The organism is Nonomuraea turcica, assembly GCF_030718205.1.
Classification (GTDB): domain Bacteria; phylum Actinomycetota; class Actinomycetes; order Streptosporangiales; family Streptosporangiaceae; genus Nonomuraea.
In genome coordinates this window covers 212,182-229,123 of the sequence record NZ_JAUZQF010000003.1, presented here as the reverse complement: position 1 = coordinate 229,123, position 16,942 = coordinate 212,182, and the positions used below count along the sequence as shown (strand labels likewise).

Here is a 16,942-nt window from a genome sequence, read left to right as displayed (position 1 = left end):
CGCCATATGTTGCCGGTGAGAAACCCACCGGCAAAGGAGTCGTAACGTGCGCATCACCGCGGCACTGACCGAGACCAAAGGCGCTCCCTTCGCCCTCACCCCCCTCGAACTGGACGACCCGCGGCCGGGCGAGGTCGTCGTGCGGATGGTGAGCTCCGGCGTCTGCCACACCGACCTGATCGTCCGCGACCAGTGGTACCCGGTGCCCCTGCCCGCCGTGCTCGGCCACGAGGGCGCGGGTGTCGTGGAGGCCGTCGGCGACGGCGTCACCTACGTCGCCCCCGGCGACCACGTCGTGCTCACGTTCAACTCCTGCGGCTCCTGCCGCATGTGCGACCAGGGCCGTCCGGCGTACTGCGATCAGTTCTTCGCCTTCAACTTCGCGGGCTCGCGCGGCGACGGCAGCACGACGCTGCACCGGGACTCCGGCGACGTGCACGGCGTCTTCTTCGGCCAATCGGCGTTCGCCACCTACGCCCTGGCCACCGAGCGGAACGTCGTGAAGGTGGACCGGGACGCGCCGCTGGAGCTGCTCGGCCCGCTCGGCTGCGGCATCCAGACCGGCGCCGGCGGTGTGCTCAACTCGCTCAAGCCGCCGGCGGGCAGCAGCATCGCGATCTTCGGCGCGGGCTCGGTCGGCATCAGCGCCATCATGGCCGCCGCCGTCGCGGGCTGCACCACCATCGTCGCCATCGACCTGAACGACCAGCGGCTGGAGCTGGCCGAGCAGGTGGGCGCCACGCACATCATCAACGCGGCCGCGGGCGACACGGTGGAGCGGCTCCGCGGCCTCACCGGCGGCCTCGGTGTGGACTACACGGTGGAGACCACCGCGGTGCCCGCCGTGCTCCGGCAGGCGGCCGACGCGCTCAACCAGGGCGGCACCTGCGGCCTCATCGGCGCCGCCGCGCTCGGCACCGAGGTCTCGCTCGACATGTCCTCGCTGCTGTTCGGCCGCAGCGTACGCGGCATCGTCGAGGGCGACAGCGTGCCCCGCCAGTTCATCCCCAAGCTCGTCGACCTGTACCGGCAGGGCCGGTTCCCGTTCGACAAGCTGATCAAGACGTACGCCTTCGAGGACATCAACCAGGCGGTCGAGGACTCCGAGAAGGGCACCACCCTCAAGCCCGTCCTGACCTTTGGAGAGCGCTGATGAACCTCCGCTACGACACCTTCTTCATCGGCGGCAGCTGGGTCAGCCCCGCCACGGACCGAGTGATCAGCCCGGTCAACGCCAGCACCGAGGAGCCGCTCGGCCAGGTCCCCGAGGGCGCCGAGGCCGACATCGACGCGGCCGTCGCCGCCGCCCGGCGGGCCTTCGACGACCCGTCCGGCTGGGCGAGCTGGGAGCCCGCCCGGCGCGCCGACGTCATGGACCGCCTGGCCGACGCCATCGACCGGCGGGCCGACGGCTTCGTGGAGCGGGTCAGCGCCCAGAACGGCATGCCGGTCGCCGTCGCCCGCCAGCTGGAGACCGGCTACCCCAGCGCCGTACTGCGGTACTACGCCGGACTGGCCCGCGCGGCCGAGTTCACCGAGACCAGGGACGGACTGTTCGGCGGCTCGATCCAGGTGCGGCGGGTGCCGGTCGGGGTCGTGGCAGCCATCGTGCCGTGGAACTTCCCGCAGGCGCTGACCATGTTCAAGATCGCGCCGGCGATGGCGACCGGGTGCACGCTCGTCATCAAGCCGTCGCCGGAGACCGTCCTGGACGCCTACCTGCTGGCCGAGGCCATGGAGGAGGCCGGCGTCCCCGCCGGGGTCGTCAACATCGTCCCCGGCGGACGCGAGGTCGGAGCCTATCTGGTCGCCCACCCGGACGTGGACAAGGTGGCCTTCACCGGCTCCACAGCGGCCGGCCGGATGATCGCCGAGACCTGCGGGCGGCTGCTGCGCCCGGTCACTCTGGAGCTCGGCGGCAAGTCCGCGGCGATCGTGCTCGACGACGCCGACCTGGACCTGGCCAAGATCGGCGAAGGGCTGTTCGGGTCCACGCTGCTCAACAACGGCCAGACGTGCTTCCTCGGCACGCGGGTCCTGGCCCCGCGCAGCCGGTACACCGAGGTCGTCGACGCCTTCACGGCCCTGGCCGGCTCGCTGACCGTGGGCGACGCCGGTGACCCCGCGACCCAGATCGGGCCGATGGCCACCGCCCGGCAGCGCGACCGGGTCGAGTCGTACATCGCCAAGGGGCGTGGCGAAGGGGCCCGGATCACGGTCGGCGGCGGACGTCCGGCCGGACTGGACCGGGGCTGGTTCGTGCAGCCGACCGTCTTCGCCGACGTGGACAACGGCTCCGTCATCGCCCAGGAGGAGATCTTCGGCCCCGTCCTGTCCCTCATCCCGTACGACGACGTCGACCACGCCGTCCGCATCGCCAACGACTCCGACTTCGGGCTCGGCGGCACGGTGTGGACCAGCGACCCCGAACGCGGCGCCGCCGTCGCCCACCGGGTCCGTACCGGCACCATCGGGGTCAACCGCTACATCCCCGACCCCGCCGCCCCCTTCGGCGGCGTCAAGGCCAGCGGCCTCGGCCGCGAGCTGGGCCCGGAGGGACTGGCCGGCTACCAGCAGATCCAGACCGTGTACGTGTAACCCCCTGCCCACGCCGCCCGCCTGCTCGCCGGCGGGCGGCCACGGTCGGGCGGGCTCAGACCGGCACCCAACCTATTGGTGAGTCACGTCTGAGGCGGGCAGCGGCGACTAGCTTGGGAATGTGCGAACCGTCGCTTGAGACCACCTTCGCAGGTCCGCTGCCCCTTGCCGCGGAGGCCACTACCAAGGCATCTACCACGCACTCGTGCCCGTCCAAGCCGGCGTCATCCAGCAACAAGCCGGCCAGGTCCGCAACTCCTTCCGTCATGGGCAGCACGGTCAGGTGCACGCGCTGCCAGATGAGACGCTTTCCGACCACTCCGGTACGACGCACCTCAGCCAGCGTCACGGCGCTGATCGCCGGGATGAAACCTTCATCCCTGGCAATGGCTATCCGGGCAACGATTCGGGCATCGTCCTCACCGAGCAGGGAGAACGGCTGGGCGTCGAGCACGAGCATGGGCGTGGGGAACTGAACGTCCGCGCGCCTTACTCTGCGGACCACGCCCGCCTGGCTTCCTCCATGACATCGTCGGACAGTGGGCCGACCCTCCGCTCATGGTCGGCCACAATCTCTTCGGCCTTCAACAACGCCAAGCCGTACTCGGCGGCCTGATCAACAAAACGTGAGAACCCCCGGGGACCGGTCCGGCTCTCGATCTCCTCGGCGAGCGAGCGGCGAAGGGTCACCGACTTCTTGATCGTCGGATCTGTGGGCTGTGTCAAGGCCATGGCCTCATTATGCTACTTGAAGTCGCATAATGAGGCCATGGATCACACCAGGTCCCGCAGATGAGCGCCCGCCGTAGCCCAAGCCAAGCCGAACGGGCGGCAGGGCGTGCGTGCCTCGTTAGCGCGCGGACACCCTGTACGTGCGGCCCGGCCTGGTCGGGAAGGAGAACGTCGTCTCGCCGGTGTCGGCGTCCCGGCCGAAGGTGAGCGGCACGGGACGGTTGGTGGAGCGGTCGATCACGACCGGCCGCCCCGTACGCCACGGGCTGGCGAGCGTGGCCGTGCCGCCCTTCTCGCTGGTCACCTCGATCTCCGAGACCTCCCTGCCCGCCTTGCGCTCGGCGGACACCAGGAAGGCGCCCTTCGCGCGCAGCCGGACGAACTTGCCGTCGCGGCCGGCCGGCCAAGCCGGGAAGACCCGGATGACGTTCTCGAACGTCTGCAGGAACATCGAGTTGACCGTCTCCAGCGACCCCGAGGTCTCCTGGGCGCCGCCGCCCTGCCGGACGGTCAGGTTCGGCCGCCACAGGCGGTTGATCACGGCCGAGAACTTGCCGATCAGGTCCTCCGGGTCCCAGCCCGCACGTGCGGCGATGGTGAACGTCTTCGGGAAGCCGTTGATGGACGAGCCGCGCGAACCGGGCAGGAACGGGTCGACCCACTGCAGGGTGTCGCGGACCTTCCGCAGCTGCTCAGGGTCGCCGCCGATGGCGAGGTTGTCGCTGGGGTGGACGACGCCCTCAAGATTGATCGGCTGGTCGTTCTTGTTGAGCAGCGCGTTCCCCTTGATCGAGTTCTCGATCTTGCTGGCGAGGAGGATGACGTCCAGTCCGTCCATGGTCGCCGTCGGGTAGGGGGCCAGGTCGTCGAGGTAACTCTGCCAGAGCGGCCGCAGCTCCGCGTCCACGCCGAGCACCTTGCTGTATTCGATCAGCGCGGTGAGCGTACGCCGGATGTAGCCGAGGTCGTAGACCGAGTCGACGTCATCGCCGCCCTCGTTCACGGCGCTGTGCAGAACGTGGTACTTGCCGTCCTCGCCCTTCACCACGAAGTCCATCCAGAACTCGCCGAGCTCCTTCAGGAACGGGTAGGTCCGGGTGCGCAGGAACTCCTCATCGCGGGTGTACTCCCAGTTCCACATGAACGGGATCGCGGCGAAGGTGCCGTTGGTCTTCTGGTCGCTGAGCTTGCCCGGCGACTTCGGCCCGCTCACCGGGACCTCGGCCGGCGCAGGACGGGTCGCGTTGTACGGGGAGAAGGTCCGGCTGAAGGTCATGCCTTTGTATCCGGCCGCGTGGGTCGTGTTGCGGACATACGGGAGCTCGGCCCACACCGCCTTGTAGTACGGCGCGGCCAGCTCGGGCCGGTTCGACGAGTACACGCCGTAGTACTGGGATTCGGTGTTGTAGTTCATCCAGTACCGGTTCGCGCCGCCGGTCTGGTCCATTGTGCGCCACGGCGAGTAAGTGCCTGGCAGGAAGAAGCCTTCGCGGCTGGCCGCGCCCATGGCGTACAGGGCGCCGTAGTAGAACTTGTTCAGGGTCGAGTCGCCAGTGTCCACGTACGACTTCAACCAGAACTGCTTCCACCACTCGCGGTGCGCGCCCCTGGCTCGGTCGAGGGCGCGGTCGTCGAGCGCGGCCACGCGGTCCACCGCCTTGGTGACGAAGTCGGCCAGCGGCGTGGGATTCGCGTAGCCGCCGTTGCCGTGGATCGAGGTGACCAGCCGCACGGGCCTGCCGGGAGCCAGCTCGAAGGATAGGCGGGCGAGGTTGCTCGCCGGTGTGCCGGCGGTGACCGGGGTGCGCGAGCCGACGATCTTGACGGACGCGGCGGCCTTGGACGCCCAGCCGGTCGAGCCGTCGGCGCCGGTCGTGCGGGTGATCCACACCTGACCGTCGGCGGCTACGCCTGTCGTCCCGGCCGTGGCGACGGTCAGGTCGATCTGGAGCGGCAGGGGTTGTGCGTCGTCGGGGATCGACAGCTCGGTGACCAGGAGGTTCTCGCCGTCGGCGGTCCACGAGCGGGTGCTCAGCACCTGGCCGCCGACCGTCTGGGAACCCTGAACCTCGGCGTTGAGTAAGTCCTGCCGCTGAAGGTAGTTCGGGTCGACGCCGGTCGTGCCGTCGATGACGTTCGTCTGCCCGTTGAACACCATCAGGTCGCGGATGTAAGCCTTCTGGTTCGGGTCGGCGGGGTCGCGTACCGCGCCGGCGATGTGGAGCCGGACGTACCGGGCGGTGAAGGCGGGCACGGTGCGGTCGGTCGACTCGGCCGTGTTGCCCGTGACGACGTCCACGTCGGTCCAGGTGGCGCCGTCGGCGCTCTTCTGGAGGGCGAAGTTCTGCGTGTTGAGCTTCTGGAAGTTGTCGGCTCTGCCCTGGTAGCCGTTGTGCCTGACGACCCAGCGGTCGATCGTCTTGGCCTGGCCCAGGTCGACCGTGACCCATTGCGGGTCGGGGGCGCTCGCATTGGTCTGCGAGACCCAGCGGGTCTCGGGGTCGCCGTCGATCACGCAGGCCGCCGTGCATTCCAGCGCGTCCTTGACCGCGGCGGCGGCGGTGGCCTGCTGCGCCGGGCTGATGGAAATCTTGCCGAAGGGCATCTGCCCGTTGCCGCTGTGCCAGAAGTCGGACTTGGACAGGTAGTACGTCTGCCGCTGGTCGCGGGCGTCGGCGGCGACGTGCAGGTCGCCGTTGCCGAGGAGCAGGCCCGAGGTGTAGCCCGTGGTCTGCACGGTGTTGATCGCGGGCGGAGCGGTGTAGGCGTCGTCGATGGCCGACAGGAGCCTGCGGATGTCCTGCCACTGCGACGAGTCGGCCTGGGCGGGAGCCGGGCTGACGGCGACCATGGTGGAGGCCAGGAGGGCGAGGGCGAGCAGGGAACGTTGCCTCATGGGGGGTGTCTCTCCGTTCAGAAGGGATCAGAGGGTCTGTACGGTGGCCGTGCGCCGGGCCTGTTCGGCGGCGAAGACGACACGGTGGCTGTCGACGCTTTCCTGGATGCCGGACAAGATCAGCTCGGGCCGGCCCTCGTGGAGGGCGGTGACGAACGACTCGATCAGCGCGGCGTCACCGCCGGCGTGGCCCTCGGCCGCGCTGGAGCCGTCCAACGAGGTGTCGATGGTGGTCGTTTCTTCCGACAAGAAGTCATAAATGCGGATAAAGCGGCCGTCGCCGGTCAGCTGCCCTTGGGTGCCGAACAGCTTGGTGTGCCGGTTCTCCAGCGGCGTGAAGGCGGTCATCGTGAACGCTGCGGTGATCCCGCCCTCGTACTCGATGGTCACCACTTGGTGGTCCACCACGTCGTTGTCGCTGGCGTACACGCAGCGCCCGTAGGGGCCCTCGGCGAGTGCCCTGGTGACCGCCTCCTCGGTGAGCACGCCGCCGGTCGCGACGCGGGTGAAGTACTGCTTGGTGCCGCCATGACGCAGCCCGTCGCGGTAGAGCCGCACGGCCGAGTACGCGCATGCGCGCTCGATCGGGCACTCCAGGCACCGGTCCGCGGCACCGGCCGGCCGGCGGTCGGCGCGGAAGTGGCGCAGTCCGCCGAAGGAGGAGACCCGCTCGGCCCTGCGGCCCACGACGTGGCCGAGCCAGTCGATGTCGTGGCAGGACTTGGCCAGCAACGCGAAGGTGGTCTCGTCCTCGCGCCGCCAGTTGCCGCGGACGAAGGAGTGGGCAAAGTGGTACCAGCCGATGGGCTCCAGGTGCTCAATGCTGACGATGTCGCCGATCCTGGGCAGCACCTCGCGCAGTTTGCGCGTGTAGGGGGTGTAGCGCATGACGTGACAAACCGCGATCATGGCGCCGGTGCGGGCGGCCGCCTCGCCGATCGCCACGGTCTCCGACTCGGTGGGGGCGATGGGCTTCTCCAACAGGATGTCGTAGCCCTGCCCGGCGAAGACCTCCGTGGGCGCCAGATGGTCGGCGTCCAGCGTCGCCACGATCACCGCGTCGGCGATCCTGCCGAGGTCGGCCAGCTCCTTCCAGCACCGGAAGACCCGCTCGGGCGGCAGCTCGTGCCGGGCCGCGAACTCCTGGCGGACGCCGGCCCGCGGCTCTGCCACGGCCACCACCCGCACCCGGTCGGGCCACCGCGCGGCCAGTTCGGCGTAGGCCGTGCCGCGTGCGCCCGCCCCCACCACGGCCAGGGTGATCGGCCGGTCGAGGGCCTCCCCGATGTGGTCCCTCAGGTTGATCATCCTTTGACCGCTCCCCCGGTGAGTCCTTTGACGAAGTGCTTCTGCAGCAGGAAGTAGAAAATGAGGATGGGCAGGGCCGACAGCACCATCAGGCCGAACATGCCGCCGTAGTCCCGCTGGAACTGGCCGAGCGCGCGGTAGACGCCCACGGTGACCGTGGTGCCGCCGGCCGGGCCGAGAATGATGAGCGGGTTGAGGAAGTCGTTCCAGATCCACACGCCCAGGAAGATCAGCACGCTGGCCGTGGCCGGCCGCAGCAGCGGGAAGACCACCCGCCAGAACGTGCCGAACCGGCCCGCCCCGTCGATCGAGGCGGCCTGCTCGAGCTCGACCGGGATGGCCCTGATGAAGCCGGAGAAGACGAACACCCCGAACGGCACGTAATAGCCGACGTTGAACAGCACCAGCCCGCTGATCGTGCCCATCAGCCCGGTCACGTTGAGCACCTGCGTGACCGGCACCAGGATCACCTGGGGCGGGATCATGAGCCCGGCCAGCAACACCAACAGGGTGATCCGGGCGAAACGCGACGGCGTGCGGCAGATGTAGTGGCCGAGCATGGCCGAGACGACCGTGAGGAGCACGATCGACAACAACGTCACGGTGACGCTGTTGATCAGGCCGTTCCAGAACAGGTTGTCCGGGCGGGTGAGCGCCTGCGTGATGTTGTCCAGCGTCGGCGGGATCGGCAGCGCGGCCGGCGACGCGGTGATGTCCGGGCCGTGCTTGAAGACGTTCGCCGCGACCAGGTAGAGCGGCAGGAAGAAGGCACTGGCCACGGCGATCGCGACCAGCGGGCGCAGCTGCCTCATAGGTCCACCTCCCGGCGGTTGAGCACGCGCAGCACGATGCTGGACACCGTCGCGATGATCACCAGCATGAGGATGGCCATCGCCGACGACTCGCCCGTGCGGTTGGCGGTGAAGCCGATCTGGATGACGTTGAAGGCCACGGTCGCCGTGGTCCCCAGCCCGGGCCCGCCTGCGGTCAGGACCTGGATGTGGTCGTACGCCTTGAAGCCGGTGATCAGCAGCATCACCGTGTTGGTGGTCAGCGCGGGCGCCAGCAGCGGCCAGGTGACCTTGCGGAAGCGGGTCCACGTGCCGGCGCCGTCGATCGAGGCGGCCTCCAGCAACGACTGCGGCACGCCCTGCAGCGCGGCCAGGTAGACCACCGAGCAGAAGCCGAGCATCTGCCAGCTGATGATGAAGCCGATCGAGTACAGGGCCAGATCGGGGTCGGACAGCCAGCCGACGCGGACGCCGAGAAGCTGGTTGATCAGGCCTTCGTCCTGCAGCATGGCCATCCAGACCACGCTGACGACCACCGAGCTGAGCACGACGGGGATGAAGAAGACGCTGCGCAGCACGCGGTAGAGCCAGCCGGTGCGGTCGAGCAGCACGGCCACGCCCACGCCGGCCACGTTCGGCACGATCACGATGATCAGCGTCAGGATCGTGGTGACCTTGAGCGAGGTCAGGAAGGCGGGGTCGCCGAGCAGGCGCACGTAGTTGTCCAGCCCGACGAAGCGGGTCCGCGTCGCGAAGAGGCTGGCGTTGGTGAGGCTGTAGCCGAAGCTGAGCAGGATCGGCGCGAGCACGAAGCAGGCGTAGACCAGCACGCCGGGCGCGACGAAGCTCAGCAGGTACGGCAGCCGTCCCGACGAGGCGGCCGCCCGCAGGTGGCGCAGGGGCATTTACTGGCCGCCCGCCTTGACCCACTCCTCGTCGAGCGCCTTGGCCGCGGCGGCGCCGTCGGTCTTGCCCGCGATGATCTCCTGTGCCAGCGCGAACACCTTGTCGCCCACCCCGGGCAGCAGGGAGTCGTCGCCCGTCTCGACCGTGAAGGCGTTGACGACCTGGCCCGACTTGAACACCTCGAGCGTGGCGTTGTAGACCGGGCCCATCTGCGGCGGCTGGTAGCCGTTGATCGCGATGATGGCCGCGTCGGTCTTGACGAGCACGTCGTTGTTGGCCGCGTTCTGGTTGAACTCCAGGGCGAAGGTCCTGGCCGCCTCCAAGTTCTTGGACTTGGCGTTCACGATGGGCCCGCCTCCGGTGTACGACGGCACGACGACCTTGCCGTCGTCCGTGGGCCAGGCGAACACCCCGATGTCGAACGGCGGCTTGTTGGCGTCGGCCGAGGCGGCGAACCACGACCCCATCGGGTACATCGCGCCCTTGCCGTCCAGGAACGCCTTCTCCGTCGACGGGTAGTCGCGCGACAGCCCGGCTTTGTCGATGTAGCCCTTGCCAACCAGGTCGGCGAACTTCTGCGTGGCCTTGGCGAAGACCGGATCGCTGAACTTCGCCTGCCCGCCACGCCGCTTGACCAGGAAGTCCGGCTGCTGGGCGTAGACGTCGGCGCCGACGAGCGCGATCCAGATGTAGCCGGCCGCGAACGCGTCCTTGCCGCCGCCGCCCACCACGAATGGGTTGACGCCCTTGGCCTTGAGCTTGGCGGACACCTCCAGCAGCTCGGCGTACGTCTTCGGCGGCGCGGTGACGCCGGCCTCGGCGAACAGCGTCTTGTTGTAGTAGACCAGCGGGGTCGGCTGGGAGTTGTAGGGCAGCTGGTAGATCTTGCCGCCCAGCGGGTTGGAGCGCGGGTAGGTGTAGTTCTTCAGCTCCTCCTCGCTCCAGGCGTACAGGTTGCCGCTCTCGGCGAGCCCGCTGGGCGCGATGGCCTGCAGGACGTCGGGGAGCTGGCCGGAGGCCAGCAGCTGCTTGGCGTAGGCGTTGCGCTCGCCCGCGCTCGGCGCCACCAGCTTCTTGACCGCGATGTCCGGGTGCTTGTCGGTGACGCGCTTGATGGCCGCGTCCCAGTACTCCGGCGTCAGGTTGGGTGTCTCGAACACCAGGAAGGAGATCTCCTTCTTGCCGCTCGCCGCGGGTTGTTGCGACCCTGCCGGCGCACACGCGACAAGCGCCAAGGCAGCGGTGGTCAGCACTATGGCCTTCTTCACCTGGGGGTCCTCTCTCAAGGGGTGCAGATATATTTTTAGGGGTTCCTCTAATAATTCGCAATGCCCTACCATCACTTCGTGACCTTGACCGGACAGGACCCGGCGCTCCTTCGCCGCCTCAACTCCGCAGCCGTGCTGCGCGCGCTGCACGGCGCGGACGAGCTGACGCTCACGCAGCTCGTGAAGACCACCTCCATCTCCCGCGCGACCGTCGAGGACGTGATCGCCGGGCTCGACGACCTCGTCGAGGAGGTAGGGCGCAAGGAGGGGGATCCCCGTCCGGTCGGCCGGCCGGCCAGGCGCTACCGATTCCGCGCCGATGCGGGACACGTCGTCGGCCTCGACATCGGCCCCCACAAGGTGCTGGCGCTCACCGCCGACCTCAAAGGGCGCATCGTCGACCGCAGGCGCACCGTCGTCACGCCCGAGACCAGCACCGGCGACCGCATCGCCGCGGCGAAGTCGGTGGTGCGCAGGACCCTGCGTGCCGCCGGTGTCGAGCCAGGCGGGGTGCGGGCGCTGGGCGTAGCCACGACCGGCGTGGTCGACCCCGCCACCGGCACGATACTGATCAGTGACCGGCTGCCCGGCTGGGCAGGTGTCGATCTGCCTGCCACGCTCTCCGGCCTGGCCGACGGGCCCGTCCTGGTGGGCAACGACACCAACCTGGCCGCGCTGGCCGAGCACTGGTGCGGCGCCGCGGTCGGGGCCAAGGACGTGATCTGCATCCTGGCCGGGCGCAGCATCGCGGCCGGGCTGCTCATCGGCGGCAAGCTCCACCTGGGCCGCAACGGCGCCGCCGGCGAGATCGGCGTCATGCGGGCCTTCGGGTGGTACACCGCGTTCGACCGTTTCCTCGCCTACGGCGGCGACGTCCCGGCGGCGGAGGCGGCCGAGCGGGTGTTCGAGGCCGTGCGGCAGGGCGACGCCGAGGCGGCGGCCATCGTCCGCGCCTTCGCCCGTGACCTGGCCAAGGGCGTGGGCGCGGCCGTGCTCACGATGGACCCCGAGCTGGTCGTCCTGGGCGGCGGGCTCTCAGGCGCCGGTGAGCTGCTCGCCAAGCCGCTGCGCGAGGAGCTCGCCGAGCTCTGCCTCTTCCCGGTGCGGGTGGAGACCTCCGAGCTGGGCGGGGAATCCGTGGCGCTCGGCGCCGTGCGTCTGGCCCTCGATCACGTCGAGCACACGCTCTTCGACGTTTGACCAAATCCCCATGACGAAGGGCACATGATCACGGCGCCGGACGGTGTGCTGAGGCCGGTATAACGTGCCGGCGCCGAGAAGGTGATTACGGGAGGCCCCAGGCGGGGGCTGTGCCGTTTGCCGGCACGTCGCGCGGGCCGGACGGGCGCCGGCCTTGCCGGGTGATCACCGCCATCTCCCCTCTGCGCAGCGGAATCTCGATGGTGTCCGTCCCCCGATACTGCAGCGTCCTGCCGTTCTCGTCGCGGACCTCGAACGGCCCCTCGATGCCGTGCCGCAGCCGCAACGGCTCCCCCGCCTCACTCCGCACCCTGACCCAGTCCGTACGCCCCGCACTCCGCGAGGCGTCCACCACGAACGCCCCCTGCGTGCGCAGCCGTTCGACCGAGACGTCGGCCCAGGTCGCGGAGACGGCGGGGAACACCTTGACCACCCCGCCATGGCTCTGGGTCAGCATGTCGAGCATCGACTGGGCGGCGGCCAGTGGGCTCTCGATGGCGAAGTTGCTGCCCTCCCGGTACATGGTGTTCGGGGTGATGGCGCAGTTGTCCACGACGTTGCCGTCGATGAAGAACCGCAGGTAGGACAGCGCCTCTTCCGGGTTGCCGAACAACGTCTCCATGGAGGAGGCCGCCGCGAAGCTGTAACCGTGCCACCGTTCGCGCATGCTCGTCCAGTGGTCGAAGCTGCGCCTGTCGAGCGACTCCTGCAGCGGGTACAACCACAGCAGGTGCGAGTAGTGCCGGTGCGAGTCGGCCAGCGGCACGCTTGCCCCGATCATCACCCCCTGATCGTTTCTGTGGTACGGCACGAGCCGCGCGAGGATCTCCTGCCACCGGCCCTTGCGCGGGTCGTCGATGCGCAGTCGCTCGGCGCTGTCGAGGAGGGTGCGGCAACCCCACCGGATGAGCGAGAGGTCGTAGGTGGCGTCGGAGGCGTTCGCGTACTCGGGTGAGCGGGTCTCGGGCAGGTGCAGCCGGCCGTCCGCCCCCTCGACGAGGAAGCGCTCGTAGTAGGTGATCGCCCCGGTGAGGATCGGGAACAGCACGTCGCGCAGCACCTGATCGTCCATGTTGTGGCGGTACGCGAGCCAGACGTTGTGCATGCCCCACGTGAGGTTGCCGGTGTGGTCGTTCGGGCTCACCCCGGGCACGCCGACGTAGCGTGGGCCCGGGCGGAGCATGCGGTCGCCTGGATGGCACAGCGCGTACGACTTCCCGTCGCGGTAGGCCGGGTTGACATTGAGCTCAAGATTCTCGTGATATTTCCGGAATGTCGTCGTCACGGCGTCCAGTTCCGGGTGGTTCGAGCCGTTGATCAGCGGATAGGCGACCTGGACGTTGAGGTTCCACCAGATGTTGGTCCAGCTGTTGCCCACCTCGGGGAACCACGGTCCCCACTCGGTCACCACCGGCGCTCCGTCCCTGGTGGCCGAGGCCATCTTGTAGAGCTGGATCCAGTAGAAGCGCTGCAGCTTCTTGTCCGGGACCGACAGCAGGCTGCGCCGGTAGAAGCGTTGCCACCAGAGCCGGTGGACGACGACCTGCGCCTCCGGGTTGCCGTCGAGGACCTGGCGTACGGCCCGTACCGCCTCCTCGACGCCCGTGGAGTCCGGGTACCCATACGCGATGGTGGCCGCGAGCACCCGCGCGCTGCCGTTCCTGACCTCCCGCCAGGCCGTGGTGTAGCCCCCTCCGGCGTGCATGGGTTGCTCCACGTGCCCGTCGGCGACCGTCGGCTCGGGGTTGCCGGTGTAGTCAGGCGGGCGCCGGATCGTCCTGGTGGTGTGGGACGGCAGCGGGGTGAAGCCCCACGCCACCGCCTCCTCCCCCGGGGTCGGCGTCATGGACACCAGCAGCAGGCTGCGGTGGTTGAGCACGAGCGCGCTGAACTCGACGCCGCCCTGCGTGGTCGTCACGGTCCCGGTCAGCTCGGCCCGCTCCAGGTCGAGCCGCCAGTCCACCGCCGTGATGGTCCCGGCGAAGGTCAGCGTCAGGTAGCCGATGGGCAGCCGCGAGTACCCGATCGCCGCCTCCCACTGTCCTCGCTGGTCCTGCACGACGGAGTGGTTCAGCATGAAGCGCAGGACGTTTCCCTCGCCGCCCTTGTTGTAGAGGTGCACGCCGAGGAAGCCGTTGCCCAGGAACGGCCCGCTCTGCCAGCCGGTGGGCAGCCGCTTCCACACCATGGCGGCGTCCCGCAGCACGTCACCGTGCACGTCGTCCTTGCCGTCCGCCGTGGCGTGAGCCCATGCGGTGGGCGAGGTCGCGACCACGGCGGAGGCTCCTGCGGCGGCTCCGGCGGCGACGACGAACGCGCGCCGCGTGATTCCGGTCATCGGGAGGGTCCTTCCAGGGAGAGGGCGAAGAGGTGGAGCTGGGGACGGGCGAGAACCGGCAGGGTCAGCGAACGCAGCTCCTTGGACGGGTCCACGGTGACGGGCACGGCGAAGAGCGCGACCTTCGACGTACTGGCCCCCGCCTGGCCGTGCCGGTGCGTGCAGCGCACGGCCTCGAATCCGCCCGCCGGCGGCTGGCCGGTCCAGTTGGGCACGGTGAACGGCACCTGACCGGTCGAGCCGTCCGCGTAGGTCGCGGTCAGCGTCCCGGAGGCGTCGCCGAAGGTAGCCGACCCGAGCAGCCAGGCCCTGGCGTAGCGGCCCGGCGGGACGGCGATGGTCTGCCCCTGGGCGGTCACGTTGTTCTTGGCGCCGTCGCCGTGGGCCGGGAAGGTGAAGGTCAACCCCTGCAGCGTGTACGGCCCCGCGGGCGGGAGCTCCTCTCCCGGGTAGGTGTAGCCCGACCCGTCGTAGTCCCCGTCGGTCATGGACTCGTGGGCCGAGACGCCGTCGTTGTCGAAATGGGACGACAGGTCGGCGGGTGTGGTGGGGCCGGGCGGCGGGATCGGCGGCAGGCCCCAGGGTTCACCGGGGACGGTGATCTTCACGGGGGCGATGGTGAAGTCGCGGACTCCCTGGGCGGACACCAGCGCCTCCTGGTCCTTGGGAAGGTCCAGGTCGATGACGCCGTCGCCCAGATCCTTCCAGCGTGCGCCGAGCACGGTGACCCGGCCGCCGATGCCGTGCCGGAGCCGGCACGGTTGCCCCGCCAGGCTGCGGACCCGCACCCATCGGGTGACGCCGTCCTCCCGTACCGCTGAGACGAGGAACGCGCCTTCGGTGCGGAAGTTGTGCACGGTGACGTCGGCCCACTCACCGGGCACGGCGGGAAAAACGCGGATCAGTCCGCCCCAGCTCTGCACCAGCATGTCGTGCATCGACTGGGCGGCCGACAGCGGGGTCTCGATGACGGGCCCGCCGCCCTCCCGGTACATGGTGTTGGGCCTGATGAAGCCCTGGCGCATGAGCTCGCGCAGGTAGTGCAGGCTGTCCTCGCCCTTGCCCTGCTGGGCGGCGATCGAGGCGGCGCCGGTGAAGCTGTAGCCCTGGAGCGCGCCGGTGAAGCCGATCCAGTGCTTGAGCGACTTCTCGATGAGGTCGCGTTTGTCCGGCTGCTCCCAGGTGATCTCGTAGAGCGGATAGATCTGCAGCAGATGCGAGTAGTGCCGGTGGGACTTGGCGAACGGCACCCCAGTGCCGATCATGTAGCCGTTCTGGTCCACCGGGTAGTCGGCGAGCGTGTCGAGGACCTCCCGCCAGCGGCTCTTGAGCGGGTCGTCGATCTTCAGCGTCTCCGCCGACTCCAGCAGCGTCTTGCAGCCCCACCTGATGAGCGCGAGGTCGTAGGTGCAGTCGGGCGCGCCGCCGTACTCGGGAGAGAAGGTCGTCGGCAGGTGCAGCCTGCCGTCCGCTCCGGGGGCGAGGAAGTGCAGGTAGTAGTTGATCGACCGGCGCAGCAGCGGGAACAGCACGTCACGGAGCACGTCGGTGTCCATGGTGTGCCGGTAGGACAGCCAGACGTTGTGCAGGGCCCAGGTGAGGTTGCCGATCTCGGGCGCGCCCTGGCCGGGGATGCCGAGCCGGGCGCCACGGGCGTACATGTCGGAGCTGCGCGAGACGCCGGCCGAGTCGGATCGGTACGGCTCGGGCACGTGGTCGATGAGCACCCGCCGGTTCTCGTCGAGCGTGCGGGTGAGCGCGTCGAGTTCGAGGTGGTTGGAGCCGTTGATCATCCAGTATTCGAGCTGGACGTTGAGGTTCCACCAGATGTTGGGCCAGCCGGTGGGCTGCAGCCACGGCCCGGTGGTGGCCATGACGGGGGCGTGCTCGCGGGTGGCTGAGGCGATTTTGTACAGCTGGATCCAGTAGAAGCTCTGCAGCCGTTGGTCCGGCAGCGAGATGAAGCTCTTGGGGTAGAACGCGTGCCACCAGTCGCGGTGCGTCTTCGCCAGCAGGCTGGGCGGGCGGCTCAGGGCGCTCTTGATCGTCTGTACGGCGGGGGCCTCGGCGGTCTCCTCGGGGTGAGAGTGGGCGACGGTGACGTACAGGCAGCGTTCGTCGTCGCGGGTGACCTCCTGGTAGGCGGTGACGTAGTGGCCGCCGACGAGCAAGGGCTGGACGCAGAGGTGGACGTCGCCGTCCTGCTTGAGCGTGCTGGGCGGGTTCGGCTGGTAGTTCGGATCCGGGTTGGTGATCTGGCGGGGACTGATCGAGGGCAGCGGGGTGAACGTCCAGGCCGTCTCCCGCTCGGCGGCGTCCGGCTTGACGCGGATCAGCATGATTTCGCGCTCGGCGTGCACGAAGGCAGTGAACGCGATCGTGCCGAGGTCCGTGGTGACGGTGCCCTTGAGCTCGACGTTCCACAGGTCCAGGCGCCAGTCGACGGCCTTGATCGTGCCCTTGGGCTGGAGGGTCAGATAGCCGATGGGTAAGCGGCACAGGCCGTATTTGGCGTCGATGTCGGGGCGGTGGTCCTGCACCTCGCTGTGCTGGACGTCGAAGCGGACCCCGTTCTGACCGTCGGGGATGTAGATCGTGGAGGCCAGCAGACCGTTGCCGAGGAACGGGCCCTCGTGCCACTGGCGCGGCAGGCGTGCCCACACCAGGTCCTGGTCACGGAGGAACTTTGCCCAAGGGCCGTCGTTGCGCATCTCATCGCGAATCGGCAGGAGACCAGTCCGCTCGAACAGCTCGGTGGTGGACGCGGCGGCGGGCGATGCGGGAGAGAGTGCGGCTGCGGCGCCTCCTAACACCAGACCTCCGAGGAATGTACGTCGAGAGCCAGGATTTTCCGACATCGCTCCTCCGAGGGGCTGTCGTGACGGGGCGATACAACCGATGACTG

12 protein-coding genes are annotated in these 16,942 nt (G+C 69.2%); 3 read left to right on the top strand and 9 right to left on the bottom strand.

What is annotated here, in order from left to right; all coding sequences use genetic code 11:
* Window positions 1-46 precede the first annotated feature (46 nt).
* Both Q9G87_RS09855 and Q9G87_RS09850 read left to right on the top strand, forming a co-directional pair.
* Window positions 47-1,153 carry an NAD(P)-dependent alcohol dehydrogenase gene (locus Q9G87_RS09855; protein ID WP_305915937.1) on the top strand — a complete coding sequence of 369 codons (1,107 nt, stop codon included), beginning with the start codon at window positions 47-49 and terminating at the stop codon, window positions 1,151-1,153.
* Window positions 1,153-2,598 carry an aldehyde dehydrogenase gene (locus Q9G87_RS09850; RefSeq protein WP_305915936.1) on the top strand — a complete coding sequence of 482 codons (1,446 nt, stop codon included), beginning with the start codon at window positions 1,153-1,155 and terminating at the stop codon, window positions 2,596-2,598. The genes Q9G87_RS09855 and Q9G87_RS09850 overlap by 1 nt, the downstream gene beginning before the upstream one ends.
* A 55-nt stretch (window positions 2,599-2,653) precedes the next feature.
* On the opposite strand, the gene Q9G87_RS09845 is transcribed toward Q9G87_RS09850, so the two are convergent.
* The 7 genes from Q9G87_RS09845 to Q9G87_RS09815 form a co-directional block, all read right to left on the bottom strand.
* Window positions 2,654-3,058, bottom strand: a complete 405-nt coding sequence (locus tag Q9G87_RS09845; protein ID WP_305915935.1) for a hypothetical protein — start codon at window positions 3,056-3,058, stop codon at window positions 2,654-2,656.
* Between the two features lie 29 nt (window positions 3,059-3,087).
* Window positions 3,088-3,330 (bottom strand): hypothetical protein, encoded by a 243-nt coding sequence (locus Q9G87_RS09840; RefSeq protein ID WP_305915934.1) that lies wholly within the window; start codon window positions 3,328-3,330, stop codon window positions 3,088-3,090.
* Between the two features lie 118 nt (window positions 3,331-3,448).
* The gene (locus Q9G87_RS09835; RefSeq protein ID WP_305915933.1) at window positions 3,449-6,226 is read right to left on the bottom strand and encodes a galactose-binding domain-containing protein; all 2,778 of its coding nucleotides are present in this window, start codon (window positions 6,224-6,226) and stop codon (window positions 3,449-3,451) included.
* A gap of 27 nt (window positions 6,227-6,253) precedes the next feature.
* A complete protein-coding gene (locus tag Q9G87_RS09830; protein WP_305915932.1) occupies window positions 6,254-7,534 on the bottom strand; it encodes a Gfo/Idh/MocA family protein in 1,281 nt (426 codons plus the stop codon).
* Window positions 7,531-8,346, bottom strand: a complete 816-nt coding sequence (locus tag Q9G87_RS09825) for a carbohydrate ABC transporter permease (protein WP_305915931.1) — start codon at window positions 8,344-8,346, stop codon at window positions 7,531-7,533. The genes Q9G87_RS09830 and Q9G87_RS09825 overlap by 4 nt, the downstream gene beginning before the upstream one ends.
* A complete protein-coding gene (locus Q9G87_RS09820) occupies window positions 8,343-9,230 on the bottom strand; it encodes a carbohydrate ABC transporter permease (protein WP_305915930.1) in 888 nt (295 codons plus the stop codon). Before Q9G87_RS09820 ends, Q9G87_RS09825 begins: the two co-directional genes overlap by 4 nt.
* Window positions 9,231-10,499, bottom strand: coding sequence for an ABC transporter substrate-binding protein (locus Q9G87_RS09815; RefSeq protein ID WP_305915929.1), 1,269 nt, complete (start codon window positions 10,497-10,499; stop codon window positions 9,231-9,233).
* Between the two features lie 78 nt (window positions 10,500-10,577).
* On the opposite strand from Q9G87_RS09815, the gene Q9G87_RS09810 reads away from it, so the two are divergent.
* On the top strand, window positions 10,578-11,699 hold the full coding sequence (locus Q9G87_RS09810) for an ROK family protein (RefSeq protein WP_305915928.1): 1,122 nt from the start codon (window positions 10,578-10,580) through the stop codon (window positions 11,697-11,699).
* Window positions 11,700-11,784: 85 nt separating this feature from the next.
* Here the strand turns inward: Q9G87_RS09810 and Q9G87_RS09805 are convergent, their stop codons facing one another.
* Window positions 11,785-14,037 (bottom strand): glycosyl hydrolase family 95 catalytic domain-containing protein, encoded by a 2,253-nt coding sequence (locus Q9G87_RS09805; RefSeq protein ID WP_305915927.1) that lies wholly within the window; start codon window positions 14,035-14,037, stop codon window positions 11,785-11,787.
* Entirely contained in the window at window positions 14,034-16,850 is a 2,817-nt protein-coding gene (locus tag Q9G87_RS09800) for a glycosyl hydrolase family 95 catalytic domain-containing protein (RefSeq protein WP_305915926.1), read from the bottom strand. The genes Q9G87_RS09805 and Q9G87_RS09800 overlap by 4 nt, the downstream gene beginning before the upstream one ends.
* Window positions 16,851-16,942: the final 92 nt, after the last annotated feature.